The sequence below is a fragment of the Janthinobacterium sp. ROICE36 genome (assembly GCF_002869965.1).
GTDB lineage: Bacteria > Pseudomonadota > Gammaproteobacteria > Burkholderiales > Burkholderiaceae_D > Janthinobacterium.
The window spans coordinates 12,633-29,558 of sequence record NZ_PEBS01000034.1; the positions used below are offsets into that span (position 1 = coordinate 12,633).

Sequence of the window (16,926 nt, forward strand, 5' to 3'; positions counted from 1 at the left end):
AAGGCAGCGCAGGCGGAAGAGGGCTTATTCCAGGCCCAGCAGGGCGACCACCCGCTCGCGGCTGATGCCGACGAGCGCCGAGCTGATCGCCAACAGCGATTCATAGCCGGGCTGGCTGGCTTTTTCCGTGAAGTTTTCCGCCAAGGTATCCATGCTGACGCTCACTTGCACCGGTTGTGCGCGGGCCACCCGTCCCGTCGCTTGCGCCAGTGCCAGGCTGACGGAACTGCGCGCCGCCTGCAACTGCGCCAGCGCTTGCACCACTTGCTGCAAGGTAGCGCGCAAGGCTTCCGTGTCACCGGTATGCCATTCTTCCGGGGCGATGGCGGCCGGTTCCGCATCCGTGCGCACGCGGCTCATCTGGCCGGTCGGATAGCGGATGCCGCTGCCGCGCACGGACAGGCTGTCGCGCACGTTGGCCCAGGACGCTTCCGACGTGCTGAACACCAGCTCGCCATTTTCGCCCAGCTTGACGCCTATGCCTGACGGCATGAGTGCGCGGTCGAAGCGGGACACGATTTCGCTCTCGCTCAGGCCCGGTTCGATATTCACCGAACGCAAGGCCTGGTTCGCGCCGCCGACGGAAAACGCCAGCACTTCCTGCGGTCCTTCCTGCAGGCTGGCCATGGTCAGGCCGCGAATGCTGAAGTTTTGCTGTGCCGCCTGCGGGCTGGTATAGCTGAGCTGTGCGTCGAGCGTGCCGCCCGAGGCGCTGGCGCGCTGGCGCCAGGTATTGCTGAACTGGCGTACGCGTGCTTCCACTTGCCCTTCGCGTCCCTGGCGCGCGGCCAGCTTGGCCGCCAGCTCGCCTTTCAGCGCTTGCAACTGACTGCTGCTGCGTTCCAGGTAATCGAGCGTTTGCTGCGCGTTGGAAATTTCTCCCTGCAACTGGTGATCCCAGTTGCTCAGGCCACGCTTCAGACTCGCTGTCGAACTCCTCGCTGCCGGCGCCTCGCTGCGCGCGCTGGCGCTGCCGCTGCCATTAATGGCGGCGGACGCGTCATCGGCGACGCGGGTCTTGCCGGTGCCTTTGGCATTGACGCCGGACGAGGAGGAAGTCTGAACGATTTGCATGGTGGTCAGAGAAGATCAAACAGGGAAAGGTTGCCAACCTTGGCGTACGCCTTGTATGTTGCCTGCAGGGCAGTCTGGTAGCCGTTCAGGTCGATGGCAGCCGCGCCCATGTCGGTCTTCTTCAAATCGGACAAGGCCATGTCGTTCGACAGCGAGACGTTGGCCAGGTTGCCGGACAGCGTAGTGAGGATGTTTTGCGCACCACCGAAGATGGCGATCTTGCCGGAGAGTAAATCCATGCCGTCATCGGTGCCGCCCAGGCCGTCGCTCACGATGGCGCGCACGGCAGGGTCATTCGGGCTGACGCCTGGCGCGCTGAGGCTGCCGATGACCTGGTCGATCTTGTTCAGCCACACTTCCAGGCTCTTCACGTCGACGTTGGCCGCCTGCGTCACGCCATTGCCCACTACCACGTTCTGCGTGTCGGTATTGCCGACGTAGCTGTAACGCGAGCCGGGAGCCGCCGTCGGGTCGTACTTGATGGGCGCCTGGTCGGTGGCGGTGCCGGAAAACATGTAGCGGCCTTCCTGGTCCTTCAGGTTGGCCGTGTACAGCACGCTGTCGCGCATGGCGGTCAGCGACTGCGTCATCGCATTCAGGTCGCCGGGCGTGTTGCTGCCGTCGGCGGCCCATACCAGCAGGTCGCGCGCCTGGCCCATGTCGGTGACCATGCTCGACAGGTAGTTTTCGTTTTTCAGCAGGCGCACTTTCACCGTGGCAATATTGTCCTGGTACTGGGTCACCATGGCTTGCTCGCGCGTCAGGCGCGAAATGCGCACATTGCCAATCGGATCGTCCGATGGCAGCTGGATGCGCAAGCCCGAGGACATCTGCTGGGTCAGGAAATTGATGCGTTCCTGATTTTGCTGAAGAGAAATATTAATCAGCGATTGGTACTGGCTGCTGGCGACACGCATGCTCTTCTCCTTAACCCATCATTTGCAAAGTGGCATCAAACAAGCTATTCGCCACGGAAATGACTTTCATGTTTGCCTGGTACATATTCTGGAATTCCACCAGGCTCATCGCTTCTTCGTCCTTGTTCACGCCGCTGGTGGATTTCCAGTCGTCAATGGCTTGCGCGCGCACCGTGTTGGACGTCTTCAGCAGGGCCTGGTTCTGCTGGCTGTAGATGCCCAGCTTGCCGACCAGCTGCGTGTCGGCGTCGCTCATCAGGACCGAGCCCACCCAGCTGACGGTGATGGGCTCATTCTTGATATCGATCAATTTCTGCAAGTTGCCGCTGTCGCCGGCGGCGCCCGTCAGCGACAGAGCCAGGTCCTTGGCGTTAAAGCCGGGAGTAATGCCCAGCTTGCCGTTCGCGTAGACCAGCAGGGGGCCGCCAGCGGCTCCTGCCATGGTCTTGCCCAGGGCCAGCTGCGCGTTGACCTTGGCGGTTAACTGCGTGGCCATGTCTTGCAGCGACTGCTGCAGCGGTTTCAGGGTATTTTGCTCGAATTCGCCCAGGCCGCCCATCTGGCCGCCGATGGCCACCGAATCGAGGGTATACGTCGACTTGGCGAAGTCGAGGCTCAAGGTTTGTTCACCCGTATTCGTCATGTTGCTGCTGAGGGTGCCGGCAATGCTGCCGATGACCAGCGGCTGGCCCGATTTCAGCGAGACGTTGCGCGAGCCGTCCGGCTGGTCGAGCACTTCGATGCCCATTTGCGAGGCCAGGCCATCGATCAGCTGGTCGCGCGCATCCATCAGCGACGACACATTCGTGCCCGAGGCGGTGGAGGTGCTGATGCGCTGGTTCAGCGCGGCGATATTGGCCAGGGTGGTATTAGCTTGCGGCACGATGGCTGACCGTTGCTGCTGCACCGACAGCAGCTGGTTGCCCATGACGGTGCTGATGCTGTTGAAGCGCTGCGCCATGGCGTCGGCGGAGGTGACGATCTGCTGGCGCAGCGGCGTCGAGGTCGGGTCGACGGCCGAGGCGTTGAGGGCGGCGAAAAAGCCGTCGATGCCGTTGCTGATGCTGGAGACATCGTCACCCATCACGCGCTCGAGTTGCGTCAGGTAGGGCTGGGTCTGCGCACGGGCGCCCTGGTCGGACGCGGCGCGCCACATTTGCTGGCTTTTATACGCATCGGCAAAGCGCAGCAGGGCCGACACCTCCACGCCATTGCCGGCCGAACGCACGCCCGCGCCTGCACCAAGCGAGGACAACAGCACGCCCTGGCGCGTGTAGCCCGCCGTTTGCAGGTTGGCGATGTTCTGGCTGGCCGCATTGAGTGCGGCCTGGGCGGCGATGCTGCCTGACAATGCATTGCTGATGATGCTCATTGGGCAATTTTCTTTCGTGAAGAGTGTGGCGCGTGCGGTTGGGCAGGCATTGAATCGTTGTTACCTTGTACAGGCGACGCTTCAGACGGATTTATTAAGCGGCGCTGCAATATTGTCGGTCTTGGCAGCGCTGTTGGCCGTATTCTTGGCTGCCACGGGGGCGCCGGCCGCCGGCAGCAATTGGCGCAGGATGGCGTCGGCGATGCCGAACGCGCGCTGGCCGGCCATCTTGTCGGCCACCAGGTTGTCGGCCATTTCCAGCATGTCGCTGTTGATCGGGTCCTTGAAGACGCTGTCTTCGCCTGCCATCTCGCGCGTGCCCGAACGCATCTGGCGCAGCATGTGCGAGATGAAGAAGGCTTCGAACTTGACGGCCGCCTCGGTGGCCTTGGCCGCGTAGCGGGGATCGGCCGGCGTGGCCGCGGCGGGGGTCTTGTCGTCGAGCGCCGAGGGCAGGGCGCTGCTGCTGTCGTTTACATTAAGCATCAAATCACCACCAGTTCGCCTTCGATGGCCCCGGCCTGGTCCAGGGCTTGCAAGATTGCCATGATATCATCGGGCGAAGCGCCCAGGCTGTTGACCACGTCGATGATCGATTGCAGCTTGGCGCCGGCCGGCCATTTGAACATATTGCCATTGCCCTGGTCGACCGACACTTTCGATTGCGGCGTGACGGTGGTCTGGCCGCGGCCGAACGGCGCCGGCTGGCTGACTGCAGAGCTTTCGGAAATAACCACCTTGAGCGAGCCATGCGTGATGGCGGCGGCCTTCACGCGCAAGCCTTCGGCGATGACCACGGTGCCGGTGCGCGAATTGAAGACCACCTTCGGCGTGTCGACGCCCACATCGACGGTCAACGCTTCGAGCTTGGCCATGAAAGCCACGCGCTGGGTCGGGTTTTCCGGCGCCAGTACGTCCACGCTGGTGGCGTCGCGCGTGGTGGCGACGGCGCCGAAGCGGCGGTTGACGGCTTCGACGATATTGATGGCCGTCTCGAAATGCGGATGGCGCAAGTTCAGGGTGACGGAAGGCTTGGTGGAAAAGTCGCTGAGAATCTCGCGCTCGATGTTGGCGCCGTTGGGAATGCGGCCCGAGGTGGGCGTGTTGACGGTGACGGACGAGCCGCTCTTGCCGGTGGCGTTCAAGCCGCCGACGACGACGTTGCCTTGCGCCAGCGCATATGTTTCATTGTCGGCCGCGCGCAATTGCGTCAGTAGCAAGGTGCCGCCGCGCAAGCTTTTCGCATCGCCCAGGGACGAGACGGTGACGTCGATGGCTTGGCCACGGCGGTATCCTGGTGGAAATACGGCGCTGACCATGACGGTGGCGACGTTCTTGCTTTTCGCTTCGGCGCCGTCCGGCATCTTCACGCCGAACTGCTTGAGCATGTTGACCACGGACTGGCTGGAAAACTTCACCTGGGTGGTGTCGCCGCTGCCGTTCAGGCCGACGACGAGGCCGTAGCCGATCAGCGGGTTGTCGCGCACGCCCTCGATGCTGACCAGGTTGCGCAGCACTTGCGCGGCGCTGGCGGGCAGGGCAAAGCCGGAGAGCACGGCCAGCATGGCTGCCAGGGGCAGGGCGGAGCGGAATTTCATGTTGTCACCTTAAAACGGCATCCACGGGCCGACGAAGAAGCGCGTCAGCCAGCCTGGTGTATTGGCTTCGGCCAGGGTGCCCTGGCCGGAATAGGCGATCTGTGCATTGGCGATGCGCAGGGACGAAACCTGGTTGTTGGAATCGATGTCGGCCGCGCGCAGGTAGCCGCGCAGGCGCACGAATTCCAGGCCCTGGTTCAGGGTCAGCGTTTTCTCTCCCTGCACGCGCAGCAAGCCGTTCGGCAGCACTTCCTGCACGATCACGGTGATGGCGCCGGACAGCGCATTTTGCTGCGTGCTGGTCGAGTCGCCGGCAAAGTTGCGGTCGGCCGACAGGTCGACACCCGTCTTGGGTAAGGTCTTGCCCAGAATGTTGGCAGCCTTCACGCCGACGGAGGAACCTTTGTTGAACGAGGTGCCGGCCTTCTTGCTCGCTTGCGTGGTTTCCTGCAGGGCTACCGTGACGACGTCGCCCACGCGGAAGGCGCGGCTGTCGGAGATCAGGTCCAGGCCCGCGTCGGGATTGAACACGCCGCCGCCCACGCCGCCGCGCGCCGCGCTGCGCGGCGCCACTGGCAGCGGCGTATCGGAAAAGCTGGGCGCCACGGGCGCGGCCGGCTGGCTGGCGCAACCGGCCATCAACACCAGCAGCAGGGCCGCCGTGGCTTTCATGGCGACTGTCATCAGCGTGCCGCTTGCGCCAGGTATTGCAGCATATTGTCGGCGGCCGACAGCACCTTGGTATTCATTTCATAGGTGCGCTGGGCAGCGATCATATCGACCATCTCTTCGACCACCTGGACGTTCGAGCCTTCCAGCGCAAACTGTTTCAGCTTGCCCAGTGCGCCTTCGCCGGGACGGCCTTCCGTCGGCGTGCCGCTCGATGCCGTTTCCTGGAACAGGTTTTCACCGAGTGCCAGCAAGCCCGTCGGGTTGATAAAGCTGGAAAGGTTCAGCTGGCCCAGCTGGGTGCCGTTGACATTGCCCGGCACGGTGGCCGTGACCATGCCGTTTTCGCCGATGGTGATTGCCGTGGCATTGTTCGGCACGGTAATCTGCGGCACCAGCGGCAAGCCCTGGGCGTTGACCATCACGCCGTTTTCATTGATGCCCAGCTGGCCGGCGCGCGTGTAGGCCGCTTCGCCGTTCGGGCGCAGCACTTGTAAAAAGCCGTTGCCGGTGATGGCGACGTCGAATTCGCGGCTCGTCGTTTGCAGGCTGCCGGTGGTAAACACCTTTTGCGTGCCCACCATATGCGTGCCGTTACCCAGCTGTACGCCCGATGGCGAGAGGGTATTGTCGGCGCGCTGCGTGCCCGGTTGCTGCTCGACCTGGTAAAACAGGTCTTCGAAGACGACGCGGTCGCGCTTGAAACCCACGGTATTGACGTTGGCCAGATTATTGGCGATGGCTTGCAGTTTGGCATCTTGTGCCTGCACGCCGGTCTTGCTGATCCACATTGCTGGATTCATCGTTTACTCCTGGTAATTGGTTGGCGTTGGGCTTAAGCGCCCAGCAGGCGGTTGCCGGATTCGGTCATGGAATCGCTGGCCTTGAATACTTTCATCTGCATCTCGAAACTGCGGTTCAGGCTCATGGTGGCGACCATTTCCTCGACGGCCGAGACGTTGCTGCCTTCCAGGTGGCGGTCGCGCAGACGTACCGTCGGGTCAGCCTGCAAGTCTTCGCCACCGCGCGCCACGATCAGACCCGCCTCGTTCTTGGTCAGTTCTCCCGCTTCGGCGTTGACCAGCTTGAGCTTGTCGACCGTCTGCATTTGCGCCGTACCCGGCACCTGGATGGAAATCGTGCCATCGGCGCCGATAGCCAGGCTGGTATGCTCGGGAATCGTGATGGGACCGCCTTCGCCCAGCACCGGCCGGCCGTTCAGGGTCAGTGCGCCCGTTTCATCGAGGTCCATGGCGCCGGCGCGGGTGTAGGCTTCGCCGTTTTGCCATTGCACCGCGAGAAAACCGTTACCCGTGATGGCCACGTCGAGTTCGCGTCCCGTTTCCTTGATGGGGCCCGTGCGCGTGCCGATGGCGCTCGACTGCGTCTGCGTCATGTGGCGGTCGTCGTAGCCATAGCCGTTTTGCAACGGCTGGGCAGTGGACACTTCCAGGTTGGCGCGAAAGCCTCCCGTCTCGATGTTGGCCAGGTTGTTGGCGTGTACCTGCTGTGCCCGCAGGGCGCGGTCGGCCCCGCTCATGGCGGTATAAATCAGCGCATCCATTGCTCTTTACCTTTGCGTATCGTGGATTACAGCGCTTGCATCAGCGATTGCAGCATGGCGTTCTCGGTCGAGATGACCTTCGAGTTCGCCTGGTAATTGCGCTGCGACGTCATCAGACCCACCAGTTCGGAGGTGATGTCGACGTTCGACTGTTCCAGCGAGCTCGTCACCAGTTTGCCGGCCATGCCCACGCCTGGGCGGTCGTAGATGGCGGTGCCGGAAGTGGTCGAGGCGACCCAGCTGGTATCGTTGATGGCAGTCAATGCGCCTTCATCGGGGAAGGTGGCCAGGGCGATCACGCCGATGCTTTGTTTTTGGCCGTTCGTGTATTTCGCCACGACAGAACCGTCATCGGCCAGTTCCACGCCCGTATAGGTGCCCGAGGCATAGCCATCGGAGCGGTCGGTCGAGGTGTTGGCTTCGCCGGCGAACTGGGTGGTGCCCGTGTAGTCGATGGCGATCGACAGCGGCGCGGCGCCGGTCGGCGTACCCAGCGCCAGCGTGACCGGCGCGGTCATCGTCAGCTTGCCGGACGTGTCGAAGGCCATGCTCGTCACTGGCGCCAGATCGGCGTTGTCCAAGGTGTAGTGCACGTCGACGCCCGTTGCCGTCTTGACGAAGTACTGGCCCAGCGAGTGCTTGGCGCCCAGCGAATCGTAGACGATCGAGGACTTGGCGCTGTTGTAGCTCAGTTCATTGGTCTTGTTGAAGGGCACAGCCTTGATAGTCCATTCGGATGACATATTGGCGGCATACGCCAGCTTGGTCGACGCCTCTGCGGGAATCTGGCCCGTCGGAATGAGCATGTCGCCCATGGTGCCCAGGGTGGTGCTGCCTTTGACGGCGGCATAGCCCTGCACCAGGCGGCCGTTCGCATCGATCAGCTTGCCGTCGCTGCTGGCCGAGAAGATGCCGACGCGGCTGTAGCTCATGGTGTTTTGCGCATCGCGGGCGACGAAATAGCCGCGGCCGTCGATGGCGGCGTCGAGCGCGCGGCCCGTGTTCAGCACGCCGCCATTGAGCGACATGCTTTGCGTGAGAGAGCCGATTTCCGTACCCGTGGCGCGCGAACCTGCATACATGGCCGAAAAGTTGGCGCGGCTGCTCTTGAAGCCGTAGGTGCCGGCATTGGCGATATTGTTACTGGTGCTGTTCAACTGTTGGTTGATGGACTGGATACCGGACAGGGCGATGTCGAAACTCATGTTGACTTCCTTTAGTGAAGGACGAGATTAGTGTGCAGCAAACGAAGGGAAGGGCGGATCAGGCCGTCTTGCCGTTAAAGCCGGTGATCGCGCCAGGGTTGACTTCGCCCAGGTTCGACACGTTCAGGATCATGCTGCCGCCGGACGACAGGCGCACGCTGTTGAGCTTGCCTGCGATGTCGACCGATGGCTTTTCGGTGCCACCGGTGGTCACCGCCATGCTATAGGTGCCAGCAGGCAAGCCCAGCGCGACGGGATCGATGGTGAAGGGGACGGTGCCGGCTCCTTTGGCGCCCAGTTCGATCTTGTATTCCTTGTCGTCCAGCCCTTTCAGTGTCACGGTGGTCTTGGTGGTGCCGGCGGCCAGCGCGATGCTGCCGCTGACCTTGCTCGTATCGAGTTGCACCGTTTCGCTGTTGACCATCACTTCGGAACCCACTTGCGCGCCCAGGGCCAGCACTTGCATCGATTGCAGCACGCTGGCATTGGCGCTGGTCAGCGCGGACAGGTTTTGCATCGCCTCCGTCTGCGCCTGCTGCGTCAATTGATTGACGAACTGGCTCGGATCGGTGGGCGCGAGGGGATCCTGGTTCTTGATCTGCGCGACCAGCAATTTGGTGAACATGTCCTGGGTGGCATTGCCTTGCGACTTGACGGCATTGTTGTTGCTGCCGCTGCCGCTGGTGTTATTTGTAAAGAGATTGGTTTCCATGGATTATGCTTCACCTAATTTGAGGAGCGATTGCTGCATCGACTTGATACGGCCCAGAACTTCGACATTGGTTTCAAACGCGCGCGACGCCGACATCATGTCGGTCATCTCGGCAACCTGGTTGACGTTAGGGTAGAACACCATGCCATCGGCATTGGCCATCGGGTGGCCAGGTTCATACACCTTGCGCAGCGGTTCGTCGCTTTGCACCACGTCGAGTACCTGTACGCGCCCACCGGCGCCGCTGGAACCGGGGCCGTCCATCACGGCCGCAAACACGGGTTTGCGCGCGCGGTAGGTTTCGCCTTCCGAACCGGCAACGGAATCGGCATTGGCCAGGTTGCTGGCGATGGTATTGAGGCGCACGGTTTGCGCCGCCATCGCCGAACCGGCGATCTTGGAAATATCCTGGAAGCTCATGCTGATCCTTATTGACCGGAAATGGCCTTGGACAGACCCTTCAGTTTCATGTTGACGAATGTGAGGCTGGTCTGGAAGTCGGTGGCATTCTGCGAGAACGCCGCCTGCTCGACGCCGATTTCAACGGTATTGCCGTCGCGGCTGGGGTGGTAGGGTACGCGGTACAGGGCGCTGGCATCGTCATCGGTCGACAGCAGGCCCGCTTCGTTATCCTGCAACTGCTGCAGGGCGCTGCCGAAATCCATGTCCATGGCCTGGAAGCCGGGCGTATTTTCATTGGCAATATTGGCCGCCAGCACGCGGGTACGGTCGGCACGCAGCGCGAGTGCATCGGCGTGCACGCCCAGCGCATCCTTGAAATTAATCCCCATGGTCATCCTTTGTATTGAATTCGATCGTGCTTTTTGCGGTTCGGGCCAGAAAATAGGTGGTGCAGAGCTAAAATCCCAGCCTGGTCATGTAGACGCATGGTAAGGTCATGCCGCTTCAGTATCTTTGATTAAGGTTAGCGATGATTTACTTTGAGAACTATTCCGTGATGTGGAACAAGGCGCAATGTCGTCACTTACTGCTTACTGGCCTATTTTTACTGACCAGCCTATATAGTAGTGCAGGACGCGCAGAATTGCCAGCCGACAATATATTTTCGCGTGTGGAACAACTGGCGCGCGAGCAATTGGCACAGCAGGCAGCCTCGGCGGGATTGCTGGAACCGCAGTTTCAGGTGACTGTGGTAAAAAGCACGCGCCCCGTGCCGGCGTGCGCGGTGCCCGTCGCGCTGGAGACGGCGGACAGCCGTTCGGCGCAGCGCATGCGCTTTGTGGCAGTGTGTCCTGGAAGCAACGGTTGGCGTTATGAAATGCTGGCACGCGGCAGCATCACGGCCCAGGTCGCCGTCACCAGCGCACCCGTCACGGCGAATACGCCGTTGCAGGCGGACGACGTGGCCCTGGCGCGGCGCGACGTGACGATGGTGCCGGATAGTATTTCTTCCTTGTCCGGCGCCGTCGGCCTGTCGAGCCGGCGCAGCTTGCGCACCGGCGAAGTGCTGCGCCAGGGGCAGCTGGCTGCACCCATGCTGATCAAACGGGGCAGTGCGGTCAATATCGTGGCGCGCAAGGAGCAGGTGGAAGTGAGCATGGCCGGTGTAGCGATGGACCCGGGCGCGCTGGGCGAAGTGATCCGCGTGCGCAACGCCACCAGCGGCACGGTGATACGTGCCAGGGTGGTCGATGCGGGCGTGGTGGAGCCGGCCGATATTACCGGCCGTTAAGGAAGGTCAGTCTGCGGCGGTCGTACGCTGCAAGCGCGTCGCCAGCTGCGTCAGCTTGGCGGCGTAATGGGGATCGGTGGCATAGCCGCCGCGCGCCAGGCCTTGCGCGAAGGCGCCCGCGTCGGCACCCGTGTTCAGGGCGGCGCGGTAGCGTGGGTTGTCGAGCAACACCTGGGCATAGTCGCGGAAGGCGCTGGCCTGGTCCGGGTAGCTGCGGAAGCGCTCGGTTTTCTTTAGCGCCGTGCCGCTGCCCGCCTCGTATTCGGTGGTGATATTGCTGGCCACGTCACCCTGCCATTTGCCGCCGGCCTTGATGCCGAACAGATTATTCGTGTCCGCGCCCGTGCCCTGGCGCAGCGGACGCTGGCCCCAGCCCGATTCCAGCGCCGCGTGGGCGGCGACAATTTCCGGCGCCACGCCCAGGCGCGCGCCCGTTTCTTGCGTCCACGGCTTGATCGAGGCAAGGAATTGCTGCTGCGTTTCGCCGATCTCGCCGCCCTGGTTGATGCTTCCCAGCACATTGACGGGCTGGCTTTGCTCCAGGTAGGCGCGTCCTTGCGGGCTCAGGCTGGTGGCGTTGCCGCCGCCCTGTTCGATGAAGCGGGCCACCTCGCCCTGTACCTGCCGGAACACGTCGCTGAAACTGCCAGCGGCCACTGTGGCAGGGGTCGCGTGCATATTGCTCAGCACGGCGGATGTGGCTGCCGTCGATGGTGTCGCTGCCGTGGCGCGGAGTGTGGGGAAATCAGCCTGGCGCATACGTATCTTCCTCGCCATGCAGCACGCGCTGCATGATGCTGTACTGCTCTGTTAATAAATCACTGTTGCGGGTATTCAGGCGCTTGCATTCCAGCACCATCTGCTCCAGCGCGGCCCAGTCGGCCTCGGCCTTGCTGCGCGCGTCTTCTTGCAACAACGCAAACAATTGCGGCATATCGCCTTGTGCGCCCAGCAGGGCAGTGACCAGGCTGACGCGCTGGCGGCGGCGCGCATCGAGGGGCTCGACGGCGGCGGTAACCTGCTCGGCTAGCGCCCTCAGCCGGGTGCTCTGGTGCTGCAAGGTGGCCTGGAATTGCTCTTCCAATAATGTTTGCAGGGCGGCGTAGCCGGCGCTGTCGTCCGACATGCCTTGCAGCACGCGGCGCACGGCTTCCTGGCGCGTGATGCCCTTGCGCGGCGCGGTCACGATTCGCCGCCGTGGAAACGCTGGATCAGGCCTGCCAGTTTCGAAGGATCGAATGGCAATTCGCCCTTGGCCAGCGCATCGCGCAGCATGGCCACGCGCTCGTGGTCGATCTCGGGCATGGCGCGCAGGGCGGCCATGGCCGGTTGCAGCACGGCCGATTGCAATTCCGCCCCGGCCGACGAGCCTGTCATGACGCCGGCGGCGCCCGCGTACTCGGCGATCGCCTCGGCCGGCGCGATGGTGCTGCTGCGTACGGCAGCGCCGGTATTGCCGGAGGAGATTTTCATACGTTGTCCCTTGCCCTTAATTTGCATGCTCATCGCGCTCCTTCTTTGCGGGCAGGCCCAGTTTTTCGCGCAGCCGTTGTAGCGTTCCCGCGTCCGGTTCGCCCACCTGCAGCTCTTCGCCTTGTGCCTTTTGCCCGGCCATGCCGAACATGGCGGCGATGCTGTCGGCCTGGCCACGCGTCAATATTAACAGTTCGATGCGGCGGTTGATGCCGGCGCTGGCATTTTTTACGTCCAGCGGCGCGCGGGCGGCCATGCCCACCACTTGCAGCACGCTGTCCGGACTCATGCTGCCAATCAACAATTGTGCGCGTGCCGACATGGCGCGGTTGGCCGACAGGGTCCAGTTCGAATAACCTTCATAGCCGTTATTGGCGTATTGCAGCGAGTCGGTGTGGCCGACGATCAGCATCTGGTTGTCCATCTGGGCGAAGACGGGCCCCATCTGGCGCAGCAGCTTGCGGAAGCGGTCGGTTGGCACGGCGCTGCCGCGCACGAACATGCCTTGCTTGTCCGTATCGTGCAGCATGACGCGCAAGCCGTACGGCGTAATCACCGATTGCAGATTGCTCTTCAATCCCGCTTCGTCGCTGAGCTTGTCGAGCGCACGCGACAGCGACAGCAGGTCTTCCGGCGACTGGTAGCTGACCTTGGTCTGGTTTTGCGGCGCCGCGCCGGCCTTGCCGTCCTGCGTCTGCTTGCCTTCCGTGCGCGTGTCGCCTGAACCCTTGCGGGGCATGGGGAAGCGCTCGATCAGGCTGCCACGTGGACCGCCACTCTGTTCCGGCATGACGCCCTGGCCTTCGCCCTGGCGGCTGCTGGCCGACGCGTCCATCATGATTTCCTTCATCGCCTGCTGCTCGCGCGCGGCCATCAGCCACAGCACGAGGAAGAGTGATAGCAGGGCCAGGCAAAAGTCGGCGAACGCTACTTTCCAGGCGCCGCCATGGCCATCGTCGTCATGCTTGCGACCGGCACGCTTGATGATGGCCTGTTCATGTTTCTCATGCGGCTTTAGCACGGCGGCCTCCCCGGCCTTGGCCCTGCTCTTGTTCGGCGCCGCCAGCTTCCAGCGTATTGATCCAGCTTTCCAGCTGGGCGAAGCTAGGCTTGATGTTCAGCTGCACCAGGCGGCGGCCAGCATCGATGGCCAGCAGGGGCGGCTTGCCCGCCACGTGCGTGACCAGCACGACCTTCACGCATTCCATGGTCGAGCCTTCCTCGCCCACCAGCTGTTTCATCATGTTGCACATCGGATCGAGCACGCCGTAGCAGAAGAAGATGCCGATGAAGGTACCGACCATGGCGGCGCCCACTTTTTCCGAAATTTCCGCCGCATCGGCGCCGTCGGCCACGGAATTCATGGCCATCACGATGCCCAGAACGGCGGCCAGGATACCGAAGCCGGGCATGGCTTCGGCGATCTTGTGCAGGGACTTCGACGGTTGCAGCAGCTCGTCGTGGATGGCTTCGAGTTCCTGCTCCAGCACGCCTTCGAGTTCATGCGCGTTGATTTTGCCCATTGCCATCAAACGGAAGTTGTCGACGATGAAGGCCAGCAGCTTCGGCTCTTCCAGCACCAGCGGATAACGCTGGAACAGGGCGCTTTCACGCGGCGCCTCGACGTGCGCGTCGAGCGCCTTCAGGCCGCCGGCGGCCGTTTGCAGCAGTTCATACATCAGCAGCAGCAACTGGCGCTGGAATTCCGAACCTTGCTTCTTGTGCGTGACGATCTTGCGCATCTGGTGCAGCATTTCCCCGAGTACATGCTTGGGGTTGCCCAGCACCAGGGCGCCGACGGCGGCGCCGATGATGATGATCAACTCGACCGGTTGCCAGATCGCGTGGACGGTACCACCCATCAGGGCGAAGCCTCCGAATACACATCCCATCACGATTAAGATACCGATAATTACCATGTCAACTGCCTTTCTGCGTCATTGTGCTGCGTCAATTTGATGGGTGTTGCTGAAACTTATGCGTCTTGCAGCATGGCTTTCATCTTGCCCAGCGCCGTCTTGTTCAGTTGGCAGACGCGGGCGTCGCTCAGGTCCAGCACGGCGGCAATTTCTTTATAGCTCAGTTCGAATTCGTAATACATCTGGATCACGCGCTGCTCGCGTTCGTCGAGCGCGCGCAGGGCTTGCTCCAGGCTGCGCCGCACCATCAATTGCTCTTCCGGGCTCGGTGCGCTGTCGGCTTGCCCCAGGCTTTCCTGCAGCACTTCGTCGAAACTGACGATCAGCTCGGCGTTTTCCGCCAACTGGTATTCCTGGAAGGCTTCCGGCGTCAGCTTCAGGGCGGCCATAATTTCCGCTTCCAGCGGCTCGCGCCCCAGGCGCCGGGTCAGGGCGCGCACGCTATCGCGCAGGCGGTGGCTTTCCTGGCGCACGGCGCGCGGACGCCAGTCCTGGCGCCGCAGTTCATCGAGGATGGCGCCACGGATGCGCAGGCTGGCATAGCTGCCGAAAGACTGGTCCGGCACGCCGTAGCGGCGCAGCGCTTCAAGCAGGCCCATCAGGCCAATCTGTTCCATGTCGTCGCGGTCGATGGCGCCTGACACCTGCGAATTGAGCTGGCGCACGATGCGCTTCACCAAAGGGGCATACGCCACCAGATGCTGTTGCTCTTCAGCAACGCTGAGCACGGCCGCGCAGGCGCTGGCGGCGGCGTATTCGCCGGCGCCATACGCTTCCTGGTATTGCTCTGCATAGGCCACGGGATATCCCACTAGGTCGGCTGGCGTGGTGGCTTATTCAATGATCAGCTTGCCGACCATGACTTCCGTAAACGGTTTTTCCATCTGCTCGCGTTCATAGCTGACATTGAAGGCCTTGTTGATCTGTTCGGCGTATTGCTCCACCGTCATGGTCTGCGCCTTGTCCATGGGAAAGCTCGACAGAGTACTGACGGCGATCGAGCGCATCAGCGGCAAGTGGTCCTTGGTCAGCTTTTCCTTTTCCTCGGTGGTGGCGATCACCAGGTCGGCCGACAGATAGTGCGTTTCGCTGTCGCCGGGGCCGCGGCGCAGCATCACGATGACCTTGTCCAGGGTGAGGAACTTGCGGGCCTTCTTGCCTGTGGCGGGCGGTGGCGGGGCTTTTGCGTCGGCAAGCTCGGCATGGCCGGCGACCGGTTTGGCCAAATACCACATGGCGCCGCCAGCCGCACCGGCGGCCAGCACGGCCACGGCGATAAAGCCGCCTATCAATTTCATTTTCATAGTCATCAGGCAATTTCTCGCTCATGCATGGCGTAAGTGGTGGCGGCAGCGCTGCCGTCGGACAACGCGCGGCCGGGCTCTGATTCATCCTGCTGGCGCCCAGGTTGACGCTGGCCGCGCGCGTCGCCTTCGGCAAACGCCTGGGCGGCGGGGCTGCGCGGGGTGGCGCTGATATTCACGGCCACATCGGTGTACTGGCGCTGCGCCAGGTCGCTGCGCATGTTTTCGCCGATGCCTTGCAACTGGCGCAACACTTCCGAGTTCGACGCCGTGACGTTCACTTGCAGCGCGCCGGCCGTGTGACGGATGGAAATTTCAATGCGGCCCAGCATGGGGGGATCGAGGCGTATCGTCGCGTGTTCGCTGTTGCGGCCGATCTGCGTCTGCAGGCGTTCGCCCAGCGCTTCGCGCAACGGTTCCTGCCATTGCTGGGCAGGGCCGTTGAGTTTGATGGTATCGCCGGCTGGCGCCGCCGTGGCGGTGTTGCCGACCGCGCCCGTCAGGCCCAGGTTGGGCGCGGGTGCCGGCGTCGCGGCGCCACGTTCGCCTTCGCGCGCGGCCACGGCTGGGGCGGCCACGGCTGTCGCCGGCGTGCTTTGCTGCAGTAACGAATCGAAAGGCTGTGCCGGCGCGCTGCCTTTGGCAGTCATCGCCGGGTTGGCGGCGGCCAGCGGTTCGCGCATGTCACGCCCTGCTGATTGCACCATTGCCTGCGCGGTAAGGCTGATGGCCGCCGGATGCAGGCTGATGTTGAGTGCCGGGTTGGCCTGCGCCACATTCGCCTGCACTTGGGTCTGTACTTGCGCCTGCGCGTTGGCGCGTGCCTCCGCTGCCGCCGCGTCCGCCGGTGGCAGCAGCGTCACGGGCAAACCGAGGACGGGGGCGGCCATGGCTGGCAAGCTGCTGTCGGCCGGGCTGTCGCTTTCCTTGGCAGGCTCAGCTTTGGCGGCATCGGCCGTATCGGCTTCGGCCGTCGGCTCGCCTGCGCCATCGAGCACCTGCGCAAACAGGGGCAGGACGGCGGGTGCACCGCTGCCATCGCCCGGCGTGCCGGGCAAGCTGGTCGTCTGTGCTGGCGCTGGCGCTGGCGCCGACGCTGGTGCCGCATTGGCCGCCGGTGCCGGCGCCGTGTTGAAGTTCATGATCATGCTTGATTCCCGTCCAAGTCGTATTCGCCGAGCGCGGCGTAGGCGACCCAACCTTCCTTGTTTGCCTGTAATGCACCCAGGTGTAAGCCCAGGCGTTCTTTTTCCTCAGAGCAAATTTTAACCGCTTGCGCGTGAATTTTGCGCAATTGCAACAATTCTGCTTGTTCCAGCGCATTCCATGCGCCCCGTTCGGCCAGTAGCGGGAGGTTTTTCGCCAGGCTGGCCGAGAGTTTTTGCATCGCATCCCAGTCCGGCTGCGCGATCGCCGCGCTGAATTG

22 protein-coding genes are annotated in these 16,926 nt (G+C 62.9%); 1 reads left to right on the forward strand and 21 read right to left on the reverse strand.

Annotation, left to right across the window (positions count from 1 at the left end; all coding sequences use genetic code 11):
* Positions 1 to 24 precede the first annotated feature (24 nt).
* From CSZ94_RS15000 to flgB, 12 genes are all read right to left on the reverse strand, one after another.
* The gene (locus CSZ94_RS15000; RefSeq protein WP_258000991.1) at positions 25 to 1,074 is read right to left on the reverse strand and encodes a hypothetical protein; all 1,050 of its coding nucleotides are present in this window, start codon (positions 1,072 to 1,074) and stop codon (positions 25 to 27) included.
* Between the two features lie 5 nt (positions 1,075 to 1,079).
* On the reverse strand, positions 1,080 to 1,991 hold the full coding sequence (flgL, locus tag CSZ94_RS15005) for a flagellar hook-associated protein FlgL (protein WP_102122239.1): 912 nt from the start codon (positions 1,989 to 1,991) through the stop codon (positions 1,080 to 1,082).
* A gap of 10 nt (positions 1,992 to 2,001) precedes the next feature.
* Positions 2,002 to 3,363, reverse strand: coding sequence for a flagellar hook-associated protein FlgK (gene flgK / locus CSZ94_RS15010; protein WP_102122240.1), 1,362 nt, complete (start codon positions 3,361 to 3,363; stop codon positions 2,002 to 2,004).
* An 81-nt stretch (positions 3,364 to 3,444) separates the two neighbouring features.
* Positions 3,445 to 3,849, reverse strand: coding sequence for a rod-binding protein (locus tag CSZ94_RS15015; RefSeq protein ID WP_102122241.1), 405 nt, complete (start codon positions 3,847 to 3,849; stop codon positions 3,445 to 3,447).
* Positions 3,849 to 4,961, reverse strand: coding sequence for a flagellar basal body P-ring protein FlgI (locus CSZ94_RS15020; protein ID WP_102122242.1), 1,113 nt, complete (start codon positions 4,959 to 4,961; stop codon positions 3,849 to 3,851). The genes CSZ94_RS15015 and CSZ94_RS15020 overlap by 1 nt, the downstream gene beginning before the upstream one ends.
* A gap of 9 nt (positions 4,962 to 4,970) precedes the next feature.
* Complete coding sequence (gene flgH, locus CSZ94_RS15025; RefSeq protein WP_258000992.1) at positions 4,971 to 5,645, reverse strand: flagellar basal body L-ring protein FlgH; 675 nt, start codon at positions 5,643 to 5,645, stop codon at positions 4,971 to 4,973.
* Positions 5,645 to 6,433 carry a flagellar basal-body rod protein FlgG gene (gene flgG, locus CSZ94_RS15030; protein WP_167389655.1) on the reverse strand — a complete coding sequence of 263 codons (789 nt, stop codon included), beginning with the start codon at positions 6,431 to 6,433 and terminating at the stop codon, positions 5,645 to 5,647. Before flgG ends, flgH begins: the two co-directional genes overlap by 1 nt.
* Before the next feature lie 32 nt (positions 6,434 to 6,465).
* Complete coding sequence (locus CSZ94_RS15035; protein WP_102122243.1) at positions 6,466 to 7,194, reverse strand: flagellar basal body rod protein FlgF; 729 nt, start codon at positions 7,192 to 7,194, stop codon at positions 6,466 to 6,468.
* A gap of 26 nt (positions 7,195 to 7,220) precedes the next feature.
* Positions 7,221 to 8,399, reverse strand: coding sequence for a flagellar hook protein FlgE (locus CSZ94_RS15040; protein ID WP_102122244.1), 1,179 nt, complete (start codon positions 8,397 to 8,399; stop codon positions 7,221 to 7,223).
* Between the two features lie 58 nt (positions 8,400 to 8,457).
* The gene (locus tag CSZ94_RS15045) at positions 8,458 to 9,111 is read right to left on the reverse strand and encodes a flagellar hook capping FlgD N-terminal domain-containing protein (protein ID WP_102122245.1); all 654 of its coding nucleotides are present in this window, start codon (positions 9,109 to 9,111) and stop codon (positions 8,458 to 8,460) included.
* Positions 9,112 to 9,114: 3 nt separating this feature from the next.
* On the reverse strand, positions 9,115 to 9,531 hold the full coding sequence (flgC, locus tag CSZ94_RS15050) for a flagellar basal body rod protein FlgC (RefSeq protein ID WP_010397423.1): 417 nt from the start codon (positions 9,529 to 9,531) through the stop codon (positions 9,115 to 9,117).
* 8 nt (positions 9,532 to 9,539) lie between these two features.
* Positions 9,540 to 9,902 (reverse strand): flagellar basal body rod protein FlgB, encoded by a 363-nt coding sequence (gene flgB, locus CSZ94_RS15055; protein ID WP_034758109.1) that lies wholly within the window; start codon positions 9,900 to 9,902, stop codon positions 9,540 to 9,542.
* A gap of 254 nt (positions 9,903 to 10,156) precedes the next feature.
* Between flgB and flgA the strand changes: the two genes are divergently transcribed.
* Positions 10,157 to 10,804, forward strand: coding sequence for a flagellar basal body P-ring formation chaperone FlgA (gene flgA, locus CSZ94_RS15060; protein ID WP_102122246.1), 648 nt, complete (start codon positions 10,157 to 10,159; stop codon positions 10,802 to 10,804).
* A 6-nt stretch (positions 10,805 to 10,810) separates the two neighbouring features.
* On the opposite strand, the gene CSZ94_RS15065 is transcribed toward flgA, so the two are convergent.
* From CSZ94_RS15065 to CSZ94_RS15105, 9 genes are read right to left on the reverse strand one after another with little or no spacing between them, the layout of a single operon-like run.
* Positions 10,811 to 11,563, reverse strand: a complete 753-nt coding sequence (locus tag CSZ94_RS15065) for a glycoside hydrolase family 73 protein (protein ID WP_102122247.1) — start codon at positions 11,561 to 11,563, stop codon at positions 10,811 to 10,813.
* The gene (gene flgN / locus CSZ94_RS15070; protein WP_102122248.1) at positions 11,550 to 11,990 is read right to left on the reverse strand and encodes a flagellar export chaperone FlgN; all 441 of its coding nucleotides are present in this window, start codon (positions 11,988 to 11,990) and stop codon (positions 11,550 to 11,552) included. The genes CSZ94_RS15065 and flgN overlap by 14 nt, the downstream gene beginning before the upstream one ends.
* On the reverse strand, positions 11,987 to 12,277 hold the full coding sequence (flgM, locus tag CSZ94_RS15075; protein ID WP_102122249.1) for a flagellar biosynthesis anti-sigma factor FlgM: 291 nt from the start codon (positions 12,275 to 12,277) through the stop codon (positions 11,987 to 11,989). Before flgM ends, flgN begins: the two co-directional genes overlap by 4 nt.
* A 16-nt stretch (positions 12,278 to 12,293) precedes the next feature.
* Positions 12,294 to 13,298, reverse strand: coding sequence for a flagellar motor protein MotB (locus tag CSZ94_RS15080; protein ID WP_258000997.1), 1,005 nt, complete (start codon positions 13,296 to 13,298; stop codon positions 12,294 to 12,296).
* Positions 13,282 to 14,196: a flagellar motor stator protein MotA gene (gene motA / locus CSZ94_RS15085; RefSeq protein ID WP_102122251.1), complete on the reverse strand. Its 915-nt coding sequence runs from the start codon at positions 14,194 to 14,196 to the stop codon at positions 13,282 to 13,284. The genes CSZ94_RS15080 and motA overlap by 17 nt, the downstream gene beginning before the upstream one ends.
* A 56-nt stretch (positions 14,197 to 14,252) precedes the next feature.
* On the reverse strand, positions 14,253 to 14,996 hold the full coding sequence (locus CSZ94_RS15090) for a FliA/WhiG family RNA polymerase sigma factor (RefSeq protein WP_102122284.1): 744 nt from the start codon (positions 14,994 to 14,996) through the stop codon (positions 14,253 to 14,255).
* 33 nt (positions 14,997 to 15,029) lie between these two features.
* Positions 15,030 to 15,506, reverse strand: coding sequence for a flagellar basal body-associated FliL family protein (locus CSZ94_RS15095; RefSeq protein ID WP_102122252.1), 477 nt, complete (start codon positions 15,504 to 15,506; stop codon positions 15,030 to 15,032).
* Complete coding sequence (locus CSZ94_RS15100) at positions 15,506 to 16,648, reverse strand: flagellar hook-length control protein FliK (RefSeq protein WP_102122253.1); 1,143 nt, start codon at positions 16,646 to 16,648, stop codon at positions 15,506 to 15,508. Before CSZ94_RS15100 ends, CSZ94_RS15095 begins: the two co-directional genes overlap by 1 nt.
* On the reverse strand, positions 16,645 to 16,887 hold the full coding sequence (locus tag CSZ94_RS15105; RefSeq protein ID WP_258000998.1) for a hypothetical protein: 243 nt from the start codon (positions 16,885 to 16,887) through the stop codon (positions 16,645 to 16,647). The genes CSZ94_RS15100 and CSZ94_RS15105 overlap by 4 nt, the downstream gene beginning before the upstream one ends.
* Positions 16,888 to 16,926 lie beyond the last annotated feature (39 nt).

Excerpts from the sequence above, each read along its gene's own strand:
- motA (WP_102122251.1), bottom strand. The coding sequence starts at position 14,196 with ATGGTAATTATCGGTATCTTAATCGTGATGGGATGTGTATTCGGAGGC.
- CSZ94_RS15035 (WP_102122243.1), bottom strand. The coding sequence starts at position 7,194 with ATGGATGCGCTGATTTATACCGCCATGAGCGGGGCCGACCGCGCCCTG.
- flgL (WP_102122239.1), bottom strand. The coding sequence starts at position 1,991 with ATGCGTGTCGCCAGCAGCCAGTACCAATCGCTGATTAATATTTCTCTT.
- CSZ94_RS15020 (WP_102122242.1), bottom strand. The coding sequence starts at position 4,961 with ATGAAATTCCGCTCCGCCCTGCCCCTGGCAGCCATGCTGGCCGTGCTC.
- flgB (WP_034758109.1), bottom strand. The coding sequence starts at position 9,902 with ATGGGGATTAATTTCAAGGATGCGCTGGGCGTGCACGCCGATGCACTC.
- flgG (WP_167389655.1), bottom strand. The coding sequence starts at position 6,433 with ATGAATCCAGCAATGTGGATCAGCAAGACCGGCGTGCAGGCACAAGAT.
- flgC (WP_010397423.1), bottom strand. The coding sequence starts at position 9,531 with ATGAGCTTCCAGGATATTTCCAAGATCGCCGGTTCGGCGATGGCGGCG.
- CSZ94_RS15100 (WP_102122253.1), bottom strand. The coding sequence starts at position 16,648 with ATGATCATGAACTTCAACACGGCGCCGGCACCGGCGGCCAATGCGGCA.
- CSZ94_RS15095 (WP_102122252.1), bottom strand. The coding sequence starts at position 15,506 with ATGACTATGAAAATGAAATTGATAGGCGGCTTTATCGCCGTGGCCGTG.
- CSZ94_RS15045 (WP_102122245.1), bottom strand. The coding sequence starts at position 9,111 with ATGGAAACCAATCTCTTTACAAATAACACCAGCGGCAGCGGCAGCAAC.
- CSZ94_RS15015 (WP_102122241.1), bottom strand. The coding sequence starts at position 3,849 with ATGCTTAATGTAAACGACAGCAGCAGCGCCCTGCCCTCGGCGCTCGAC.
- CSZ94_RS15000 (WP_258000991.1), bottom strand. The coding sequence starts at position 1,074 with ATGCAAATCGTTCAGACTTCCTCCTCGTCCGGCGTCAATGCCAAAGGC.
- flgK (WP_102122240.1), bottom strand. The coding sequence starts at position 3,363 with ATGAGCATCATCAGCAATGCATTGTCAGGCAGCATCGCCGCCCAGGCC.
- CSZ94_RS15105 (WP_258000998.1), bottom strand. The coding sequence starts at position 16,887 with ATGCAAAAACTCTCGGCCAGCCTGGCGAAAAACCTCCCGCTACTGGCC.
- CSZ94_RS15065 (WP_102122247.1), bottom strand. The coding sequence starts at position 11,563 with ATGCGCCAGGCTGATTTCCCCACACTCCGCGCCACGGCAGCGACACCA.
- flgM (WP_102122249.1), bottom strand. The coding sequence starts at position 12,277 with ATGAAAATCTCCTCCGGCAATACCGGCGCTGCCGTACGCAGCAGCACC.
- flgH (WP_258000992.1), bottom strand. The coding sequence starts at position 5,645 with ATGACAGTCGCCATGAAAGCCACGGCGGCCCTGCTGCTGGTGTTGATG.
- CSZ94_RS15040 (WP_102122244.1), bottom strand. The coding sequence starts at position 8,399 with ATGAGTTTCGACATCGCCCTGTCCGGTATCCAGTCCATCAACCAACAG.